The organism is Paenibacillus oralis (genome assembly GCF_003863965.1).
In the GTDB taxonomy this organism is placed as follows: Bacteria; Bacillota; Bacilli; order Paenibacillales; family Paenibacillaceae; genus Fontibacillus; species Fontibacillus oralis.
The window spans coordinates 245,768-268,297 of sequence record NZ_RRCN01000002.1 but is presented as its reverse complement, the minus strand read 5'-3'; the positions used below and the strand labels follow the sequence as shown (position 1 = coordinate 268,297).

Annotated in this window: 16 protein-coding genes; 7 read left to right on the top strand and 9 right to left on the bottom strand. The window is 40.3% G+C overall.

Features of this window, described 5'->3' with window-relative positions:
• Positions 1–120: 120 nt before the first annotated feature.
• Together EHV15_RS34870 and EHV15_RS34865 are read right to left on the bottom strand one after the other, a co-directional pair.
• Positions 121–1,995: a UvrD-helicase domain-containing protein gene (locus tag EHV15_RS34870; protein WP_246062141.1), complete on the bottom strand. Its 1,875-nt coding sequence runs from the start codon at positions 1,993–1,995 to the stop codon at positions 121–123.
• Positions 1,982–4,102, bottom strand: a complete 2,121-nt coding sequence (locus EHV15_RS34865; protein ID WP_128635863.1) for an ATP-dependent nuclease — start codon at positions 4,100–4,102, stop codon at positions 1,982–1,984. Before EHV15_RS34865 ends, EHV15_RS34870 begins: the two co-directional genes overlap by 14 nt.
• Before the next feature lie 366 nt (positions 4,103–4,468).
• Here EHV15_RS34865 and EHV15_RS34860 point away from each other — a divergent pair, with 366 nt between their 5' ends.
• Both EHV15_RS34860 and EHV15_RS34855 read left to right on the top strand, forming a co-directional pair.
• Positions 4,469–5,920 (top strand): hypothetical protein, encoded by a 1,452-nt coding sequence (locus EHV15_RS34860; RefSeq protein WP_128635862.1) that lies wholly within the window; start codon positions 4,469–4,471, stop codon positions 5,918–5,920.
• Between the two features lie 266 nt (positions 5,921–6,186).
• The gene (locus EHV15_RS34855; RefSeq protein WP_218571298.1) at positions 6,187–6,621 is read left to right on the top strand and encodes a hypothetical protein; all 435 of its coding nucleotides are present in this window, start codon (positions 6,187–6,189) and stop codon (positions 6,619–6,621) included.
• Positions 6,622–8,156: 1,535 nt separating this feature from the next.
• On the opposite strand, the gene EHV15_RS34850 is transcribed toward EHV15_RS34855, so the two are convergent.
• From EHV15_RS34850 to EHV15_RS34840, 4 genes are all read right to left on the bottom strand, one after another.
• The gene (locus EHV15_RS34850; protein WP_128635860.1) at positions 8,157–8,948 is read right to left on the bottom strand and encodes a hypothetical protein; all 792 of its coding nucleotides are present in this window, start codon (positions 8,946–8,948) and stop codon (positions 8,157–8,159) included.
• A 1,320-nt stretch (positions 8,949–10,268) separates the two neighbouring features.
• Positions 10,269–10,439 carry a hypothetical protein gene (locus EHV15_RS36870; protein WP_178076116.1) on the bottom strand — a complete coding sequence of 57 codons (171 nt, stop codon included), beginning with the start codon at positions 10,437–10,439 and terminating at the stop codon, positions 10,269–10,271.
• 305 nt (positions 10,440–10,744) lie between these two features.
• Entirely contained in the window at positions 10,745–11,071 is a 327-nt protein-coding gene (locus EHV15_RS34845) for a YolD-like family protein (protein ID WP_128635859.1), read from the bottom strand.
• Positions 11,068–12,348: a Y-family DNA polymerase gene (locus tag EHV15_RS34840; protein WP_128635858.1), complete on the bottom strand. Its 1,281-nt coding sequence runs from the start codon at positions 12,346–12,348 to the stop codon at positions 11,068–11,070. Before EHV15_RS34840 ends, EHV15_RS34845 begins: the two co-directional genes overlap by 4 nt.
• 279 nt (positions 12,349–12,627) lie before the next feature.
• On the opposite strand from EHV15_RS34840, the gene EHV15_RS34835 reads away from it, so the two are divergent.
• Complete coding sequence (locus EHV15_RS34835) at positions 12,628–14,022, top strand: helix-turn-helix domain-containing protein (RefSeq protein WP_246062106.1); 1,395 nt, start codon at positions 12,628–12,630, stop codon at positions 14,020–14,022.
• 529 nt (positions 14,023–14,551) lie between these two features.
• Positions 14,552–15,262: a hypothetical protein gene (locus tag EHV15_RS34830; RefSeq protein ID WP_128635856.1), complete on the top strand. Its 711-nt coding sequence runs from the start codon at positions 14,552–14,554 to the stop codon at positions 15,260–15,262.
• A gap of 95 nt (positions 15,263–15,357) precedes the next feature.
• On the opposite strand, the gene EHV15_RS34825 is transcribed toward EHV15_RS34830, so the two are convergent.
• Entirely contained in the window at positions 15,358–16,071 is a 714-nt protein-coding gene (locus tag EHV15_RS34825; protein WP_128635855.1) for a serine/threonine-protein kinase, read from the bottom strand.
• 71 nt (positions 16,072–16,142) lie between these two features.
• Entirely contained in the window at positions 16,143–16,493 is a 351-nt protein-coding gene (locus tag EHV15_RS34820) for a hypothetical protein (RefSeq protein ID WP_128635854.1), read from the bottom strand.
• A 1,194-nt stretch (positions 16,494–17,687) separates the two neighbouring features.
• Between EHV15_RS34820 and EHV15_RS34815 the strand changes: the two genes are divergently transcribed.
• A complete protein-coding gene (locus tag EHV15_RS34815) occupies positions 17,688–18,908 on the top strand; it encodes an IS256 family transposase (protein WP_125081887.1) in 1,221 nt (406 codons plus the stop codon).
• Positions 18,909–19,032: 124 nt separating this feature from the next.
• On the opposite strand, the gene EHV15_RS34810 is transcribed toward EHV15_RS34815, so the two are convergent.
• Complete coding sequence (locus EHV15_RS34810) at positions 19,033–19,236, bottom strand: aspartyl-phosphate phosphatase Spo0E family protein (RefSeq protein WP_246062104.1); 204 nt, start codon at positions 19,234–19,236, stop codon at positions 19,033–19,035.
• 392 nt (positions 19,237–19,628) lie between these two features.
• Here EHV15_RS34810 and EHV15_RS34805 point away from each other — a divergent pair, with 392 nt between their 5' ends.
• Both EHV15_RS34805 and EHV15_RS34800 read left to right on the top strand, forming a co-directional pair.
• Entirely contained in the window at positions 19,629–19,967 is a 339-nt protein-coding gene (locus EHV15_RS34805) for a helix-turn-helix domain-containing protein (RefSeq protein ID WP_128635853.1), read from the top strand.
• Positions 19,968–20,758: 791 nt separating this feature from the next.
• Complete coding sequence (locus EHV15_RS34800) at positions 20,759–22,240, top strand: caspase family protein (RefSeq protein ID WP_128635852.1); 1,482 nt, start codon at positions 20,759–20,761, stop codon at positions 22,238–22,240.
• Positions 22,241–22,530: the final 290 nt, after the last annotated feature.

The following is a 22,530-nucleotide window of genomic DNA, read 5'->3' as shown; positions in this document are numbered from 1 at the left end:
ATGACGGGATTCTTAAGCGGTTGAGCTTAAAAAACTATCGACACTTAGATTTAAATGAAGTCGCTGAAAGACAAAAAGAGCTGCTTCGCATTTGCTCATCGTGACCTTACTAGATTATGCCTAAACAGTGTTAAGGTGTTCTTCAACATTTACGATCTTCCAGCCATGTCTTACTGCCTCTTGAATATTTTGAGCCGAAAGATTTTCTTCGTGCATCGCTACGCCTGCGAAATAACGTGGCCGGCTTAACGCAACATAAGCCAGTTTTAATGTATCTTTCACAAGCGATTCTTCAATCAAATCAGACTGGTAAGTACCTGTGAGAAAACTGAAGATTTTCTGCATGTCTGAGACTCCATCTCTTACTGATTCTAATAGGAGAGTGGCGAAATGGGTCTCACCTTTAACACCATGTATAGTGTTTAATTCAACGGCCAGTTCAACGGGAAAAGTGTCGGTTACCGTTTCAGCTGGTTCCGATTGTGTATTCTTATGAAGAATCTTTACTAAGCGGGGTCTCAAGTCATGAATTCTTGTTACGTCGATTTCATCAATATCTTTATTCAAAGTAGTTGCAATCAATTCTCTGTTTTTACTTTCTAGGTCAACTAAGAGTATTGATTCATCGCCCTCTTCAATTATGGCTCTAATCCACCTCGCCCAGAGTACTTTTAGTTCATTATATTTTGATGGATATTTATCATTTAAGAATTGAGAGATATTCTTCAGGTACTCACTTCGTTCTTTCCCTCCTCTTCTATCATTTTTTCTTAATCCGGCCAACAATGATTGATGACATTCATGAAGGCAAGCTTGCATTTCTGACTGTAATGGCTTGTTAATTTTTGATCGTTGATATGTTTCTGAATACCCTTCGAGCGAATCATGATGATGACAAACAGCCGCTATCTTCCCTTTGATGCGGGCAGTTTCGAAAGAAGCAGCTTTAAAATCAGATACAGTTCGATAATAAACTCTCAATAATTGTTCTTTGTTATCATCATTATATATAAAAAGGTGTGGAATGGCGGAACTGATCGCATTATTTGCTTCTAAGCGACTATATTCCTCGATACATGTGGTTCTAAGAATTTTGGCTATGTTCTCTCCAAAGCGATTGCTATAGTTAATTTGGAGACTCTCTTCAAGATCTGGCTTCCAGGCATCGTCCTTACCATACAGACTATAGAGTGCTTGATAAGAATCCCCATACCATTGCACAATGGTACCATCGTTATTTTCGATCAACATGCTGAGATTCTCATATTGCTCGATGCTGGTGTCCTGCGCTTCATCTATAAAGAAGTATTGAAAGCGGCTCTGAAATGCTTTTTGAAGAGCCTCTTTATGGTTTCGGATATACCAATTTGCAAGCTCCACAGTGTCGGAATGCCTTATAAAACCTTTATAAAACATGTCCCGAATCGTATTTAAAACAGGAGCGCTGTAATCCTTACCTTCTTTTCTGGAAATAATGCGGAGTTGGTTATTTTTATCAATGTGTATATCTGTTTTATCAACTGCATTAATAGGAGTTGGGTAACTCCAATACCCTGGTTTGTGGTACTCAAAGAATCTTTCAAAATATTTTTTATACTCTTCATTATCCAGTAAGTAAAAAGTATCCTTTTGGGTGTAAATACCGTACGCTTTCAAAGAAAAAAAAGTATTAAAGAACTCATGAATGGTTCCTATGAAATGAGGGTACGCAATATTACTTATCCCTAACTTCTCAAGACTATTAACTATTTCCTCAACGGCGACGTTCGTGTGCGTTAATACACAGATCCCTTTTCTCGATCCTTCTTTTTTAAGCTTTTCTAAAAGCAAAGCAATCTTAGCAATCAGTACAGTAGTCTTCCCGCTTCCCGGACAAGCCATAATGTTCGTTGAATGAGTCGAATTTATGACCTTGATTTGTTCAGGTTGAAATTGCCGGCTGCCGCCAAGCAGCAAGGATTCTATATTTCCACGGTTTACATCATTGATTAGCATCACGCGGTGCCCCTCCAGTGACATGGTATATAGCATCTCTTAAGTAGCTCAAAGTTCCATCATTTAATAAGCTACATTTCGCTTTTTCTGAGTTCTTTTGCAAAAGAACTGCTAAGTATTGAGCTGCAGTTGCTTTTGATACATTCTTCTTGAGCAATGGTCTGTAAATCTGATAAGCTCTTTCTTCTTGAGGAAGATCTTCGAGTAATTGCTTATACGCTTCAAACTTTTCTTCTCGTTCAGGGGAACTTATATCTTTGTGTTGAATGCTATGAATAGCTTCAGCTAACATCATTCCTAAACTACTTAATGCAATTTCATACTCTAAAGTCCAATTTTTCGCAAAAAAAAGACCGATATTCCCTTGTAAAGAACCATATGTGTCAGTGAGGCTTTTCGCTTTATGGCTTCTTAAGGATAATATAGTTTCCGCGGAAAGAGGCTCCTTAATCAATTCGATAATACGTTTCAATGTGGTTCCACCTATCTTAGCATAACTCTGAATTTCTTCTTTAAAGCTGGATTGCGTGCCAAAAGCTTTGTTCAACAGGTGATTGATTTGTTCAGTTTCTACCCCAATCTCATGAGCAACTTGATCAATGTTACCCTCGTTTATAATGTAGATGTCTCGCATTGCAGGAGTCTCATCACTCTTGCTCTTCTTGTCTTCATAATAGGCTAATGGCCGCACATCAAGATCCGTCACCACAGAAACAGGCATCTTCAGCTCCGCTTCAGGATAGTTCTCCAGCCAAGCCTTAGATCTGGAGTAAATACTCACATATCTTTTAAATGCCGTATTACCGATATTGACGATGGATACTCCGAATTTATGTAATGGGCGATCAATCAGGTTTGCAATTGTTGGAAGAAGAAGATTTTCAGCGTCCCCTTCTACAAAAATAACACCTTTTGCAAAAAAGAGATTCGATTTGGTCGCATCCAAAAAACGTTCAAGGAATTCGTAGTCATCTGGATGAAGGTCAGTATGTTTGGGCCCCATGGGGTAGGCGACCCCACCATACAGTAGAATGATATGCTTTAATTGGGTAGATGCTGCAAGGGTAGAACTATGAGTAGTCAAAATGAACTGACTTCCGGCGCTTCCGGATTCATTAGCTACCTTTTCTTGCAAATACTTGATTAGACGTAATTGAGCTTGGGGATGAAGATGGGCCTCGATTTCCTCGATTAATGTCAAGTTGGGGCCGATGGCAAGATTGTCATCATGGAGCAGCAACTCAGCAGCGATAAAAAGTAAGTTTAAACTGCCTAAACCAGAGGGCACTTCTTCAAGCAGCAAGCTTAGCCTTCTTAAAATTTCATTCAATTTCACTGATGTGATTTTGAAAATGGATTCAGGTTCAGGTTCGTCCCCAACAGACGTGTTGAAAAATTCTTTCAAGTATTGTTTGAGTTGTAACTGGATCGTCTTGTCTGTGTCTTCACTGTAAGGCTTGTCAAAGAACGCTTCTACTTGTTTATTGGCTTCTTCAAAGGTTAGCTCCAACTCGTGCTTAGTTGAACGATCCTTTTTAAAAAATGCAGGATGACTTCTAAGAATTTGCGCTAAGCGGGAGCGAATGCCTGGCTGGAGTTCAATTTCAGCATTTCGCAAAGGTTTTAAGTAAGTTGTACGAAGGATTTCTCTTGCCAATCCCTCAATCCGGGAGGATGAGATCTCCGGACCTGCTTTTATGTATTTTTCGATCCGTTCAGCAACACCAGCTTCTGCTGCTTTCTTTTTGGCGATTAGCCTCACCTGCAATTCATAGTTACCCTTAACGTCGAAAGTCAGCCATTCAAAAAAAATCCCCGCTTCTTCATTTGTTAATCCTGATAGGATGCATTCAATTTTTAGTTCGGTCGCACTTACTCCATCTTTAGAAACAAAAAAGTCTTCATCCGTAATCCACAGATTGTCATCACTCGTTGTACCTAGAGTAAGCTTAATTGCGTCAATTATTGCCGTTTTACCGGAGTCGTTTTCACCAATCAGTAGGTTGAAAGTTGGATGGAAATGTACAGTAGTTCCGGGCAAATGATTATCAACACCATTTACCCCATATTTTCTGAAGTTCCAAATTCTCAGTTCTTTCAAATACATGTCGGTCCCTCAATTCCTAATATATTCTATTCATAGTAATTATATTATAGCTAGGCTCCCTCTTCTAGATATTGTAAGGGTTGAATTTCTAAAGTTTTACATTAAAATCATAAGCAGAAGAAGTTCTGCTATGGTTTGCTTCTAGGGAATCTCGGAGCCGCAGCGAAAACTGCATTTAAAGGCTTTCGTGATTAAGTTGGTATTTTTTTAGGGACTATATTCGCTTGTCCGAACACAGCGGGAACACCATCAACTTTACCGGGTAGAATATCGACTGCAAAGATTAGATGTATGGCTATTTTGCCGGACAAGTAAAAAAGGAAACGAAGATGCTTAACAATTCTAATCGGATAAGGATGAACAAAAATGACGCCTTCTATGAATCACTTGCAGAGCTATCTCACTTCTAGAAAAGATACTATGCTGCGCAGCCTCAATATGCTAGAGCGAAGCGCCTACCTTGATGACAACGGAATGAACTTCCTCCCCGATTCTATTCTGGAAAGCGGCAAGCTCAATATAAATCGCTTAGATCTGTGCCTCTCCTTCAAAGGCTACCGATTGGAACAGATCATCGAAGATGTCAGATTCATTCAAAAGAGTTATAGCCACTTGTTTACTGAAGCTGAGCTGCATTTGCTCAACAATTATACAATTTCCATCCGCGAAAGCTTTGCGAATATAACCGAAATCATTAACTTTCGTAAAGAACAAATCTCCTTATGGAAAGAAGAGCTTGCAGATGCTATGGACGGAAAAACTACCCAAAGTGAGCAGCCCATAAACCTTTTACTCCAGCTCTTGTCCATTGATGATCAGCAGTGCGTGAAACTGATGGAGGAGCTTAATGCTTTTCAGCGTTCAGAAAATTTAATAAAGGACTTTACGGTCAAAATATGGAAAGAGCAGCTAACTAGCCCTCACCAATATCAGGAAGGACAGCCATTTAAGTTCGTTGCGCACTGTCTTACTCAAGACATCAATTTTCTCGAAGATGAGACCATATCTCAGCCCCTTCTTTCTGCAAGCCTACTGACAGAAAAACACTTGGGAACCTACCGATATAATTACGGATTCATCTATCCAGTGAATTTCGACAACCTGTTCCTCATCTCCAAAGCCGATCTGTATTCCAACATCTTTGAAACAGAGAATTCGGCAGTAGACTTTTTTTATCATGAGCATATCGGTGAAAACCAGATCCTAATGTTCACGGATCAGCGTTCCACCAAAACGATGACACCAGAGCAAGTAGAGCTGGACTGTCTCAACAGAACCCAGGCAGAAAATGGAGAACTGCTCAATTACGACAACCGGCGCATTTACAGTGAAATCTTATTATATAATAACGAGGCCAACCGCCGGCTTGCGGTTTTCTGTATTATAAGCGGAGACAGGTATTACAACGGTGGTTTCATACGGGCCCGGGAAATTGCTGACAAACTCAAGCTGGATCTGCTGGTCATTGATAAAGCGATATATAGAGAAAGGTTGGGCTTGACCTGCTTAACGGAGAAGGAACACCAGGATATTATAGAGAAGTTAACGTCTAAATGTATTGAACTGTCCTTGCAGCGAGATAATGGAAATCACTACGATCGGATGCGGAATGAAATTAGAATCTATGCCGAATCTCCGGAAGGGAAGTGGAATCCGTGCTCATTGATGGACTTTGAAATACATAATATCTATCAAAAAAGCCGTTCTTGCAAAAGCGAGGAGGAATTCAATGATTGCCTGTTGCATGAAATGACCGTGACGGCGGATAAGTACCGAGCCTTAAATCGGAGTAATTCTAATGTAAGCTCTTTTTCCTAAAAAACCCACGGGAAGTGCCTGAAGCACCTGCCGTGGTTTCCTATATTTTATGTACGGGTTACAGTTGTATATTTTATACATCTATCAGAAGATTAGTGTCATCCCCTCCTTAATGATCAAGTTGTTGAGTTTATGCTAAATAGCACTGCTTGTTTTTTTATATATACTCTATGATTTAATTATACTTCCAAGTTTGTTCGTGCTGAGAACGCCGCAGCAAAGCTTGAAGAAAAAACAAGTTCCATATGTGAAGTATGAGAAAGGAAGTGATCGGATTGTCGATTTTTCCCCGAGGTATCTGTCAAATTTGTGGTTGTACGGATACGAATGCTTGTGTAACAGAGGCCGGCCCCTGTTTTTGGGTGAATGAAGAGCACGATTTGTGCAGCACTTGTTATTCTGAAATGAGTGCAGACGATGTAGGAAATTTGGATATGAACGTAATGATTAATGTTCCCTTACATACATTTGTTGATTTTCATCATTTCAATAGATTTAGAGTGCCTATCATCTCAATTACGTATAATACATCTGATTTTCCCCATAAGTATGCAGGACGACTATTTGATTTGGATCAGCCAACACCTTATATTGTCATTCGGAATACTTTAGAGGAGTTACGCCAAGAAATACCCCCACATTTTTCAGTTCTTGAACGCAGCGTTAATGATGATCCGGTAATTGTTGAAGTTTGGGTGTAACTACTCCCTTTAACTTGAAGTTACGGGGGAGTTGATTAGTTGAACAGAATAGAAGGGAGAGCGCCTCTTGATTAATGATATACTCGTTCACTTTCCGCCTAAAGGGAAAGAAAAACTAGAATTCAGTTTTTTTCTCGAGAATGATGGAAAACGATTTTATGAAATCTACCTTAATAACTACGAACGGTACAAAGAGCAGTTACCCTTGTGTAAAACGTATGATGAGTATATCTCAAAGTTCCTCACTCCGCTCCTTTTGCGATTTACAACAATTCGCTTGGGTGTAGATCCTTTCGATAAAAAAACGACTTGGTTAGGACTCAATGATAAGGGTGAATACAGACTAAATTTGCCACAAGTAAATTACGATTTCTACCATGGAGCAGCTCAATACAGGTCGTATTTGACGAAATCAGTTTGATTTATGCCTGCTCCTGGTGTCAAGCAACTGGTCATTTACGGAAGGTGACCATCGCCAAGGCTGCGGTCTCCAGCATGGCCAACGAGCTGTAGGGATCAATCGGAGAGAGACGGATGAGCATAAAGCAGCCGATCCGCCTGGGGGCGCTGATTCGTAAGGTGTACAAAGGCGTCTGTCCAGCCGCTTACGGGGTAGGAGAGCTCACCGAGTCTCTCTTTCCAACTAATATGTGACATCGACTATAGCCGCTATTACAAAGCCCTGGCGTTCGTCGGACATTCCGCTGGAGTCGGCCTCCGGTCTCATTGCTTCCTCTAACACTGTCACAGATCACCTTTACTGCCCTAAGCCAAGAAGTGCATAATACAAGGTTGGAGATTATCAGCAGTGTGGCCGAGGAAAGCGTTTGAGAAGATCATAAAAAAGCGATGCGGTCTTTGGCCCTTATTACGTCCCACGAGCCGCATTCAGGACCTGCGTCTGTCGGGATTATGTGTCATTGTAGAAGTGCCATTACAGAGCCCCGGTAATCGTCCGGACGACCTTCCCAGGAGCGGCTTTCCCGTTCACAAGCAGGCACGTGTACAAATTCAGTTTAAATACGTCAAATACGTAATTATAATTCGCCACCGCTCAGGCCCTCCCGTTGTTCCTTTTTTCGGTCAACAGTTCTGCCTTTGAACGCTTCTGCGGCTGTCTCCGGATCTGATTGAAACAAAACCCCCAGTATTTTTGTTACAAAAACACCCACTTTTAGTTTATTGCTGAATCGATCGATCAACAGGGGTACAATTGTGTCAATTTCCAATAATAAAGGGTGAATTGCGTCAGATAGTATTGACCAATTCTCCCCTAGTAAATAAAAATAATCCCTATTAAATAAGATTTCTCACAATGATACATTTGTTTCAATCTACAGGAACGGAAATACGCCTTGGCCTCTCCAATCCTCCCTGCTCTTCAGCTTACCAGGATGGTCTGGCAGTATGCGCCACCGGCGAGCGCCCCGATTGTGCACTCCGGTTCCTTGTCCCATTATTGCTTGATGAAGAAAACCCATTCTATATACCCACTTAGGAAAGTAACTCTTGACTATGTTACAAACGCTTCAAAATTATATGTTAGGATATAAAACTGAGTGAAGGAAAGATTCCAACTTGCAAAAATCCGTTTGATGATAATAAATTCTTATATTATCTACAACCTCGATCAGCGCACTACCTTTCCCGTTGCTGCCACCCGGGACCGTGCCCTTATGAAGCTCAAAAATCGGCCAAGGCACTCCTGCCGTCCAATCATGGAACAAATTCTGAATTTCGGTACAATATCCCTTATCCTTGCAGCTCTTAACTGGCAGAGCATAATTGCGAAAATGAGCGATATTTTGAAAGTTATAATGTTTAATTTTGGTAGAAAAGTAACATATGCCGTCATACTTCTCAGACTGTTGCACCCACTGAAGCAAGAGCTGTGGAACTATATATTCAGGTTTGAATGGGTCATTTCGGTTTTTTACACGAATTGAACAAGCCGCAATCAATGGCCAGAGCAAAGCATATAATTTCATCGTATTGTACAACTCACTTAATTTGTCGACGTCTTCTTGGAGTGGTCCAAATACTCTTTCAAAAATCTCCTGAGCCCTTTTGACAAATACCATCGGTGGCACAGAAAAATCAAGAAAATTTAATTCATCCTTTGCAATAAACAGTGATGTATGCATTTTGTCTTTGTTCGGACGATTAAGCTCCTCCCAACAAATTAGTGGAGAGCTTCCGAGATAAAGGCATGGCAACCCAGGAATACTGTAACGAGTCGTGCTCGCTCTACCTCGTTGTTCGAATGGAATATGAAGCATGTCATATTTATTAAGTGCAAGATCATCACTAACTCGAATCTTATACAAATCCTTTGCTCGACTAGAAATATCGGAAGCAATAGAGTCAAGCGGCAAATGGTCGTCAAATTTGTCAATAGCGGCTGCCAGTACATGTAAGCAATGCTGGGTTGCCCTTTCAAGTAATGGGCAACTGCACTTTTTAAAGAGTCACAAAGTAATCGAAGAATTTGCAAATCGGCAGAAGCGATTACGTTATCAACCGGCAGATGATGCAGTTCGTTTGCATAAGTATCCATCAAACAATCGAAAAAGGCTTGGTAACCACTATCATCACGATCAGTTGGCAAGTCTCCTCCAGCCTTAACCGCTCTAATAATCGGCAACACCAGCAGAATCCAATCCACCAGATAATTTACTCGAATGGGGTCATTAAAATAATTAGAGAGGAGTTCCTCTGTAACTGTTTCACTTTCACCATCCCCACATACAACATGTTTTGGGAAAGTATATCGGTTTATAATAGGTTGCCTGGTTCTGATAGAAAGCGAAGAGTCTACTTTTTGCAACTCAAGATATAGGTCGGTGGCCGCTTTATGAATTTCTGCTGTAACCCCCCCAGAGAACGAAGTTGATCTCGTATAGAAATGGCACTTGTATAGATCTTTTGCATTTTGTTCCCCCTGTTTTTCAAGAATAGAACCTTATTCATAGATTTGGCAAAACACTTGTATCCATTGTTTACTGTTTATTTCGCCAAGACTCAACACAGGTTTATTTTCAACATATGTTCATGCCTTTAAATGTGAAATAAAGAGTAAAGTTCATGTGCGGCACAACAGACCGCCGGTGATGGTGTGCGGTGGTGCGATGGATGCTGCGATGCCCGTTCGTTCCGCTTGGAGTACTCGAACGCGGCGCGGTGCCGGTGCATAGGCAGTCCCATACGGTGTATCCGGCATGCGGGAGCGAGGCTGCCGCCCATCGCTCCTTCCGATGAGTCATCCGCGCGGTGCACGTGTCGATCGCCGGCGCCGGATGCGGTCCTTATTCGCTCGATGGGCATTCTGTTAGTTCATTCATACTCTCCCTCCCGCATCTTCAAATAGTTTTAGTTATATTCAATAATATCATAGTAATGTTAAAAAAATGTATGGCTGGTAAAATGATCTTAGAAAGAAGTGTTTATGGGATGTATGTTAGCAGTTCATGATTTTCAAATTAAATTATAATTACGTCAAAAAATTTCACGTCATTATACCCGTGGCTGTGTAATTCTCCAATTACATGAGGATAATTGCATCACAAAAAAAATGATACAATTATCCTTAATATACAAAAAGAACCCTTATATAATAAGGATTCTCAAAATGAAATTTTTTCGGTAACCTACATTTCTTTTTTATTTTTCTTCAACTGTTCTTTATACATTTTTTCTTTTCTCATTGTCCTTACTGTCTCAATCATGATTACACATTCTGCTGGTGTTACTTTTTTGCCATCAAGAGAAAGAGGATACATCTGTTCATCTAAATTTAATTCTATTTTATTTCTATCCACAAACACACCTCATTAATTATGTAAAACCACTCTCGCTGCCCCACGAGGTAGTTTTACAGCTTTTAGACCAGAATAAAGGCTTAATGATATAACATAGAAGCTTATCGATCTAATTATACCCGTAATCAGATTAGGAAGGCAATCGGCAATCCACCTAGATTAATAGTCCACCGCATGATTTGAAGTTATTGCTCTAGGTGATTTGGGATAGTTTAACACTCATACTTCAGTAAAGCGATGAGATATCCCCTTTTACCGTCTTCTTCACCGCAGCTACGCGTCTATAGCAGCTTAGAAAACAGAGACTATACTATATCTATATCTGTAATTTCTTGAAATGGAATCCGGAATTCTGCCCCATCCACTTCAGCTATGGTAAGTACCTTTGTTAATGGGTCGACTTTTTTTATTGTTCCGTAAATTGATCTGTTTCGCCTTCCGCGATAATAATTAATCCGCACTTCACTGCATAGTTCAATAGCGTTTTGAATGGTTTCCTGAAGAATTTCAAGCACTTGCTCATCGAGTTCCGGTTGATTTACATCCTCTTCGGATTCGTAAAATTGTGCTATAAGTTTTTTATGCTCTGGAATAAGAAAAGGACTCCACTTAATTCGGCCTCGATCATTCATGCCTTATGACCTCCAATTTTTTTACTTCGGTCAAGGACTGTTCCGCCATCGGTGAGACTACGGGCCCAGAACACTGAACCAATACCGAACCTTTTCCGAATATCGTCTATGGTCGAAGCAAGTTTACGATCCTTAGTATCATCCTCGAACAAATCAAGTTGCACGATATCATCATTAGTAAGATTGGTTAGGCTAACATGAATATTCCGTACTGGCCGGCCAATATCGGCGTTCTCATAATACAGTTCTTTGCATACTGCAAATATTTTTTGAGTTAAGTTCGTTGGTGATGCTATTGTTCGAGATTTACTAAATCCCCCGCCGCCAACGTCGTCTGAATAACCAATTGCAAGGCTAATGGTCCGTCCAGCCGTCTTAACTGCCCTCGCCCGACGAGCGACTTCATCTACTTGATCAAGCAGAGCTGTGATTACTTCTGCGGCGTAGTAGTTCCTTAAAAGTGTTATCCCGCTACCATGTCCTTTTTGTATGATCGCATGATGCTTTAGTTCGGGCCGGTAATAAGGATCTGTGAAATCAATCCCGCGGGCATGCAGGACTAGCTGTTCACCGATGACGCCAAATCTGGATCTCATTTTGGCGATATTGGCGTTTGCAAGATCTCCAATGGTGTAAATACCAAGCCGATTGAGATTGCGATCCATACGACGCCCCACTCCCCAGCAATCACGAATAGGGAAATGCCACATTTTAGTTGGGAATGTCTCGTAGGTGACCTCGGCAATGTAGTTACTCTCTACGCTATTTTTTGCAATGCAATCAAGGCAGCTTTTTGCCTGGAAGTAGTTTTGTCCCATTCCGATCGCAATCGGCAGTCCGAGTTCAAATTTTATGGAGTCTTGTATAGACTTAGCGACGGTCCACTTGTCACCGAATAGGTTATGTGAGTCGTATACGTAAAATAATTCGTCAACGGAGTAAATTGATATGCACTCCACGGGACCATAGCGATTTATGATTCGCGGTACCTGCATCGAATAATCTAAGTAGGTCTGCATCCGTGCTTCGACTACATGAATATGTGGAAGCTGTGGAATTTCATAATGTCGGGAACCAGTTTTAATACCATACTCCTTTTTCATCCGAGGACTTGCGGCCAGAACCACAGAACCCCGACGAGATAAATCGCCAACCACTACAAGGTAAGCATTAAGAGGATCTAGGCCCCTTATGACACATTCAACTGAAGCATAATAGGACTTAAAATCAATGCAAAAGATGTCATGCCGCGGAAACTTGGCGATATCAAACTTCATACGTTCCTCCCCCCGCAAGAACATTTGTTCCTATATTATATGTCAAGGTCACAATGTTATACAAAGGAAATTTTTGCTTGGATGTTTTATGAGCTGCGAGGGGGATATAGCACTAGCTTCTGCTTAAATCTTTTTTGGTATGGATAACGGAACAGACTTTAATTTTATTTGGTGATGTTACACATTTTTCCTTATTTACCTATTGACCGTTGTTTAATAAAACAATAATATAGAAATATATGGTTTTATATTCCATAAATGAGCAAAGGAGGTGTCCGTTTGAAAACGTTAAACAAAGTGACGACAACGATTCGTGATCGGCTGGAGGATTTTCTGAGAAGTAATAACATGACGTTAAATCAATTTTCAGAACTAACGCAGATCAATTCCGGAACGTTAAGTGGTATTATCAACGGTCATCGCCCCATTGCCATGCAGCAGCTTGACCGGATCACAGCGGGAATGGGACTACCGGAAGGATATTTTTATGAAATGTATATCGATGAATGTTTTTTTCATGCCAGCCCGGATTGGCGTAGGATTGGTCCTTTTTTGCAACGTAGTGCCGGCTTGAACAAGCTCGATTGTATCATGCAAGTAGTTAGATTAATGATGGATAATCTTTCTTACATACCTTTGCTATTTAATCTGGCTGAAAAGTTTTTTCAAGAAGGAAAGCGGGAAGCGGCTATTATACTTTACGAATCTATTGCGGAAAGTGAACAGAGACAGCATTCTGAACGTCTGGCGCTTTGCCAATACCGGTTATTTACGTTAGGGCTATCTAAGGACCAGAATAAGAATTTAGCACAGGCTTTACATTTTGAGTATTTTGTCGATCGACTGGAAGAGCAGTACCAATTGGATGCGCTAATTGGATTAATCAATGTGTTTGCTTCACTTCGCCGTTGGGACAAGTTAGCGGGACTGGCGGAAAAGCTAAAAATCAGAGCGACGGTTCACTATGAATTGAATGGAAGTAAAAAACCGCAAGAAATAAAAAATCAGATTATTTTTTATATTTTGTATGCTTATTTGATATTAGGTGTAACCCATTTTGAATTTGGCAGATATGAGGACGCATTGCACTATGTTTCCTTGTATACGGATTGTAGCTGGGTTAAGAAGCCGAATGAAGACGAAAAGGCTGTAATCTACCAGTTTCAGGAATGGGCTGAAGGCAACCGTTACACGTATCAATTATTGTCCGGGAAGGTCGAGGTTCTACCAGAATACTTGAACTATATTTCAACCAGGGAAAATGAAGTGTTTATAGCTTTATGTGAAATCGTGATTGCAGCTAACAAATTCAATATTAACATTGATTCTATACTTGAACAATATGAGTCATTTTTAAGACATCAAGAACAACAAAGTCGTCTTGGGAAAATTAGCGTGCAATATACTGATGATCGTTTTGTAGGCTTGTTATCAGGTTTAGGAACCTATTATTTGAAGAAAAACGAGTATGATCGAGGGCTAAAATATGTCTTGGATAGTTTAGCATTCGCTATTGAAATTCACAGTGAACACGATATGCTTAAATGTGTAGGGCTGTTTGAACAATATCGAGATTTCGCAAATAAAGATGCAAAATTTCGGTATAAAACATTAATTAGCGAGGTGCAAAAACTGAATGAAAAAGAAACTGATTTTGTTGGTAGCCCTGTGTAACTTTGCTGTTTTCGCAATAACCCCGGTTGTTACAATTCTTACTCCTATCGGGAACATGACCAAACCTGAAATTACTACTAATCATCATGGGGTAGGAGCAGGTTGAATTCTAACGGGGGATGGGCCTCCTTATATTCTGACACGGGAGCGCTTACTCATTAAAGCAGAGTAGAGTTGTATCAAAAAGAGGACGCTTACGCTAAGGGAACATTGCCCTGGTAAGCGTCTTTTAAATTTTCATTAAGTAATTATTGCTCAGATCACTTCGGTCACATTTAAATATTCAGACATCTGAACAACATCCTAGTCTCCTAATATTCTGCACATGAAGTGCCTACTCATTTAAACAGTTTGTTTCAAACAGAGGTATATCCCTATGAATAGTGACATACATTATTTTGGATGTTACAATGTTAATAATAGAATACTTGAACGGGGAAGCACCTCGGATAAAGCCTTTTTAGGTTTATTCCGAGGTGCTTTTTCTTTCTTATCTTCTTATCACAAAAACATAGGAGGAAGCTTACTCATGAACAGCATCAAAATTAATTCACAAAATGCTTTTTATTCTGATTCGGTCAAGGGTGCTTTAAAAGCAGACTTATTTTCTACTAACCTATTGCTTGTCGGAGACATCAATAGTGGTCGTATGTTGGCCATAAAGAATGTAATTGATCAAGTGGTAGTTGACGGTCGTACCGTTCTTTCGATTGATTTTAGTGGAGAGTTTATTCCTTACGTCAAATCAGTAGGCGGTAAGAACGTTCCCGCACCGAATTTTACTAATGACCTTCAATGTGAAAATAGAATAACTAATGTTACGTTTTTACCGCCGGACAAAAATGATTGGGCTGAAAAATTTCTTTCGAAATTAGTTAATGTTAGCCCTGCACAATACCAATACATTGTTATTGATAGGGTTGATCTATTGTTTTCTTCAGTCCAACCAGACGATCTAAGCAAATGGTTTAACACTCTTAATGAGAGCAATATCACTGTAATCGGCACAAGCAATGAGGTTGCTAAAATTTCTGAATTCTACTCTTCCCTGGTCGACAAGCATTTTAAAAACGTTCTTATTTTCCGATCCAAGTATTATACTGATTCTGAACATCTATTACCTGGTGAAGCACTTTTGAAAACTGATGGAGAATGGCAGGATCACACGTTGAGATTTGCCCCGACAAGTGATGAGTGGGTTCGCTATAACAATCAGCATATTAGGTATATCCACAACTGAGGTACATCTCGGATTCTGAACAAAAAAGCCCCCTCTTCCTAAGGTGAAGTGGGGGGTGACCTTGTCTCATGGGGAGAGTACTCTACGAGATCCGCTTATCCCATGTTATGTAATTTACGCCTTTCAAATACGGATAGTATATCTCTGCAATTAGTTGCAATAAAGTAATCTACATCACGTTCTTCTTGTTTATACAAAGCATCAAGTAATAATTCTTTTGCCTCTTGATTAGTATTAAACAAGTTGGATTCCTTCATTAAAGAAAGAAATTGAAGGTAATTTTTATGTGCCATGTAAAGAACTACTTCATCCGGAAAATCAACTGTGTCTCCAACCACGTAATCTATAAGTTTTATAGATCCTGTTTCTCGGTTTATAATTACAGTACTTTCAATTTTCATGTCACCAAGTATGAAATTTGCTACCCATGCGATTTCATACAAGGCATCTCTTAAGTCGTCATAGAATCCTTGGGGTAATGTATAAAATTCTTGTAGATATTGCTGTATCGTTAAACCTTCAATATATTCCAAAACTATAAATTTATTTTCTACATATGCATACAATCGCGGACTGTAGGGGCAGTCCTCTAATTGACTTATGATAAACCGCTCCTGATAACTCTCCGCCTGCTGCTTATATTCCTTAATTACATAAGGATAACCTACGACACGATATATTATCCCATGTGCGCTTTTGGCTTCAATTATGTCAAAACCGTCAGTGTTCCCAGTCTCATGGTAGCGGGTAATTAATTCTTTGGCTCCCTCTTCTATATCATTAACAAAATTAAGATTTGACAATTCCAATTCCATTCCCCCTATAATTTGTTTTTATATTGTTATGATATCTATGCTCCTCATAAAATAGATATGAGCCTTTAAAAACGCAAAAGGGTCAGAGGGTCCCAAGGGCCATCATAAACATAAATGACCTTGCTATCCATAGTTCTTTCATCTATCACCAGTCTGGCAATGTAGCCCTCCGAGACACGATTCCAATCACTAGGTGAAACAGAAACATCAAAATATGTTTCCAATGATAACAATTGAAAAGATGTAGGCACTCTTCTTATTTGGAGATGAGCCTGATCAGCATGCTTTTTCCATACAAGAAAATCGCTACCATCGGCACTTGTATGAAGATCATCAGAACTTATTATATGGATAAAGAGAAACACGCACGTCAGTAGCCCTAAAGCAAAAATACAGAATCTATTTCTTCTCTTCATACTTATACACTCACTCTTCCCAAGTCTTTATTTAATCATGAAATCGTATTGATATTCGTATCAACGCGATAATTTTATTTTACAAAGATAATTAATGTAGCGAGTAAGATACCAATAAAGTCTCTCGTGCTTGTCCCTTCAAGTGATCTTCAAGAGAATGAACAACGAAATGCTTCTTTAAAATGTTTTTCTTCCCTTATGCAAACTTCTACGATTGTATTTATTCAAACCAATTACATTTACAACTATCATGTCATTGCCGTCAATCTTTAATATAATTGTATGGCCGTACTTTGATATCCAGCGACCAGTGGTTGGAGGTAGCTCCTTCAACTCTTTTAGCAACGCAAACTTATTTATGCCTTGTTCTTTACATCTTTTCAGAGCATGATCGGTGAAATGTATCATCTCCAGTCCACCATCCTTTCGTTTATTTTTACACGCAGTTTATCCTCTTCACTTATCCCTAATACTGGGCTATGTTGAAAGGTTTCAGGGATACTCGGGAGTACAGGTTAAAATAGAGCTAGGGTAGATAGTCTTTTCCCATTGGCTGCAGCCATCACCCCTACCCTCATAAAAAAGTCCTTATTGAATTGAATGTCTACAAACCACAAAATAGTCGCAGTTATACTTGCTATCTATCAATATAGTATCAATTTTGGTAGCGAAATGTTATCCTAATTTTATTTGAATGTAAGCGAAAAAAAGTACCTCGAATCAGACTAACGGCTATTTGCGGGTTGTAACAGATCATGGAAGCAGATAGGAAAGATAAGGCCCAGAAGGTTCGGAATGAGATCGTACAACAGTTAGAAGTTGCCCTTTCTAACCCACTGGAGTCGTGTAGTACGGAACATTGCTGGACGAGCTAAAGAGGAGGAAATCAAACTAAATTGGATTAACAAGCAGCGAGTAGACTTCGTTCAGCTTTTCGGCGGTAACAGCAAGATCAAAGCTACAAGCCATAAGGTTGTAGAACGAACTCCAGATAGGTGCACCTTTTAAAAAGAGAATCACTTGTCTCTGGTAAAGCTATGTTAAAAAAGGTCTGGGGCTTGGCAGGAGCAAAAATTGATGATCGTTCCAACTGCTGGTGAACGTGAACGTTATGCAGCAGGGGAGTCTGTAAAATAGTTTGTGTAAACTCCAAAACCTATTAAAATGGAACTAATAGAAAGGTTGGGAGAATACATGGGACTTTGGACGAAACAACAGTTGCGCGACTTCATTAAAGAGAATAATCTGGTAACGGCACAGGATGCTCAAAACGCATTAAAGAACCTGTTTGCAGAAACAATCCAGGAGATGCTCGAAGCGGAGATGGAAACACATCTGGGCTATGCCAAGCACGACATCACGGCGAAAGCGACGTCAAACAGCCGTAATGGCAAAAGCAAGAAAACTGTCGTCAGTGAGTATGGTGAGCAAGAAATAATCGTACCCCGTGATCGCTTGGGCGAGTTTGAACCGCTTGTGGTGAAGAAGCATCAGTCCAATGTCACAGGCATTGAGGAACAGATCATTGCGCTTTACGCGAAGGGCGTCAGCACGCGTGAAATTCAAGATCATCTACAGCAGTTGTATGGCATCGAAGTCTCCCCGACACTGATCTCGAACGTGACGAACAAGGTTATCCCTATGGTTAAGGAATGGCAAAATCGGCCGCTACAGAGCGTATATGCCGTTGTTTTTCTCGACGCCATTCATTTCAAAGTGAAGCAAGACGGAGCTATTGTCAACAAGGCGGCTTACATGGTCATCGGCATCGATCTGGACGGGAATAAAGACGTCCTAGGCATGTGGATTGGCGAAAACGAGTCGGCCAAGTTCTGGCTCAATGTCTTGAACGAGTTAAAAAACCGCGGCGTACAAGACATTCTCATTACGTGTGTCGATAATCTAACCGGTTTCTCGCAAGCGATAAGCGCTTGTTATCCCGCTACAGAGATTCAGAAGTGCATCATCCATCAAATCCGTAATTCAACGCGCTACGTGTCCTACAAGGACTTGAAGAAGGTGACGGCCGATCTGAAGCCGATCTACAAAGCAGCAACCGAAGAAGCGGCGCTTGTGGAGCTAGATCGCTTTGAGGAGGAGTGGGGCAAAAAGTATCCACTGATCGTCCGTTCTTGGCGCAACAACTGGAGCGAGCTCGCTACATTCTTCAAGTACCCGCCGGAAATTCGCAAGTTGATCTACACCACGAACATGATCGAGAGTTATCACCGTCAACTGCGCAAAGTGACGAAAGGCAAAAGCATCTTTCCGAGCGACGAGGCTCTCCTTAAAATGCTGTATTTATCCACAATGGACGTTGTACGGAAATGGACGGGCCGTGTTCAGAACTGGGGACAAATGCTGCTACAGTTTTCGGTTTTCTTCCCTGATCGCGTGGGTCAGCACTTGAGGTAGGGGGGCGGAGTCCCCCTCTAAGCATCACCCTCTACATTCGTTTACACAAAATTCTTGACAGACCCCAGCAGGGTGATAAGATGCCGTTTTTTTGATGTAGCCGGTCAATCGATTGATTAACCGGCTAATTTTTTGCATCACCAGCCGTAAGTTTTTGCGTCCTCCTCACTATCTCCGTTTTTAAGATTCCTTTCACCACTAAGAGATTATATTTGTTAAGCACCTTATCAAGCTCTTCGGATTTTTTCAAAACAATAGGTGACATGATTCCGAATTTCTCCGCAAGTTCATGAAGATCACGACGTAGGACCTCTATTTGTTCTTTCAATTGAACCTTCCTACGATGACCAACATAAATTTTACTCCCCCGTACAATCTTATACCTCATCATTATTTCCCTCTTCAGTTTCCTGGTTCTTTTTACCACGCTTATCTAACTTGATTGAAATAAATAAAGAGAAGCATAATAGAATAAGCGAAACAAGAAAAAACCACTTAAGGTTTGTTAAAGAATAAAATTGAAAAAACAAGGTAAGATCCCCCTTCACGCATATCTTCTCTTTTCTCCCACAGATAGGCGAACACAGCAAGTAAATGGAGGCTCATGGAAAATTATATCTAAATCAATAGAAAACGACAACCAGATAACAAAATCTGTCGTTATAGAAACTCCAAACAATTGCCTTCCATCGAATACACTGTTTTACAAGAGGTGTAAAGATGGTTAATGTAACTGAACATATTGGAGCGAAAATACGATTGTATCGATTGGCCAAGAAATGGACACAAGAGCAGTTAGCTGAAGCCATAAGCTCCACTGGATCTTATATCGGTCAGTTGGAACGCGGAGAGAAAAATTTCCGTATACAAACACTTGTAAAAATAGCAGATGCACTTGATATTAGTATTTTTGCTTTACTAGAAAATGAAAGCGATGAATATCTCTATCAAAAAGCATGGGTTTGGGAAAGTTTGACCCTTATTTTACAACAAAGCGAGACTAAACAACGGAAGATATACCGAGTTCTTCGCGAAATGTTGGCTGAAGAGAATGAATGACAATCTTAATAACTAAGCGTTCATTTGAAAAACACCCTATGTTTTCTAGGGTGTTTTTCATTTTCTATATTGCCTTAACTCAGACAATAGGATTCGGCATAAACCCTTACCTCTATTTATTGTTGCCCTGCTCTCCAACGCAGGTATTCGTAAACGTTATGAAAACCATCAGCTTTTGCATTTCTTCTCGATCAAATATCGTTTTATCCAGCTCGATGAACTGATGATACGGCTCGTCTGTTACAAAAAAGGATTTTTGTTCATCCTCCTACTTCTGGAAAGCAAAAAGCACCAACCCCTGGTTCTCAGGTAGCTAGTGCTTCCATCTTTTTTCGATTATTAAATGGTATGACTTATTACATTTAGAACGGAATTAATAATGGATAGAGCTGGGCTAAAATCCCGGCTCTCCAGCGTGCAGTAACTTGGCCCAACCCATGCCGATACCGTGCGCACGGTTAAATCGGCAAAAAGGCCAAGCTTTATCTGTGAGCAAAGAAAAATTGTTACAATCCACGCCCTCGCAGGGAGAACGATATACATCTTTATTCTAAAGCAAGAATGTATTTACTGCAACACATGTCATCAAATTTTTGGGTAATCACCCCCACATAACATGTTGTCCGGCTCCTCCCACTAACTTTAGCGTGAAGAATTCAGCAACGAACGTTATTAGTATTATATCCTCGTCGTTTTCACCATAATGTCAAGTCTTATCGACCTCGTTGAATATTGACCAATATTCCTTAATTTGTAATACTAGGAGCATCTGTTGAAGTGGAGGGCTGATTATGCAAGTTGAATTCCCAGAGAATACATATGCGTTTATTGCCGCCGTTGAAAATTACCAATTTGATATTAAAAATGTTGATTTTGCTGCCTGCGATGCACATGCATTTAAAAGTTGGCTTATGGATAATGCCGGTGTTCCAGAGGAAAATATAAAACTATGGGTAAATCGCGATGTTACAAAGAGCCTATTTGAAAACGAACTCCCCTATGAAATTCGTAGATTGGGAGATAACGATCGATTTATCTTTTATTATGCCGGCCACGGATTATTTGATGAAGGACATAATAAAATTACCACTTCAGATACACATCCAAGTAATCTTAGGGGGACGTCTGTGTCTCTACTTGATGTTCTGATTAATCCCCTTCGCCAATCTCGCTGTAATAAGAGCATCCTCTTTATTGATTCGTGCTCGAGCTTTCTACGGGACATTAATATCGGCCGCGATATTGTTTCTGAAATGCGAAACGATGAGTTCATTGATTTTATACGATCAAGTAATTACCGAGCTATGTTTTTGTCATGTTCCCGTGGTGAAAAATCATACGGAAATCAAACTTTACAGCATGGTATTTGGACATACCATCTTCTGGAGGCGCTTAAGGGTAATGCTCCTGAAGCACTTGAACGTGGGCAATTTATTACTAACGCTTCTCTGCAAAATTACTTAAGACAGGCTGTCCCACGTTTTATCCGTGAACGAACTCAGATTAAAGGTACGCAAACCCCTTGGTCAGAAGTATCCAGTAACAACACATTCGTAATCCATGAGATACCACTCACTGAAGAAGATACATTTTCACCCCCTCTTGCGGGACTCCGACTTGATACTGACGAAATGTATTTTCGTAGACAAGACAACCAACCTATTTCCCGATTGCCTGGATTTAATAAAAAGAGAGGGCACTTCATTCCAGACAGATTATCCCCCAAAGTTGATATGTTTATTTCTGAATTGATGGACCAGACTATTCAAAATGAAATCCAGTCTATCTACGATAACTGCAAAGAAGCTCTAAAACTTCGACGTAGAGATATCACAAGAGGAGAAAGAAACATTGATACAGTATACTTTAGATTTTCTATTGATACTAAGCAAGATCCGGACGATCCCGAAAATGCACTAACAACGCGCAAACTAGTACTAAACATGCCACAGAGTAGCTTGCCCGAAGGATGGGAGGATGTTTTTCCGGTCACTCCAAATGAGATCGTCATGCCAATTAGTGGAGAACTCGATTATGATGAATTGGTAAAAAAGTTTGAGGACGCTGAAGAGGAGATAGGTGGCCGATTGGATGAAGACGAGAGAACCGGAATTATTGAGTATACGCTTAGTGATGGCGGCAGAATCATTATTTCGACAGTAGATTCGGAACTAATTATCAAACCACGAGTTTCCAGCAATTTACGTGATATGTTGCTTTCAGCTGGTCAGAGCTTTCAGCAACTGGCTGACTCTACGCTTTATTTAGAATAAATATGTGACGTCAACTACTCAAGTGCCCGATTTGTGCCGGATCTGGAAATATAGTTGACCATAAATGTGCTGTCTGCCGAGAGAATGGAGTTATTGAAGTAGAGAATTTCCAGCACCAGTTTTTACGGCTCACCGGTAAATCTCTTAAGTACGGAATTGCGGTGAGTTATTTATGTGATGATTTCGATCCGACTACAGGGGAAATTACTCCAAGTCTATACCCTCGGGTCAGAATGTCCAGCAAAAAATACCCGCAACACCTATTGAACCGCATGCAGGACTATTATCAG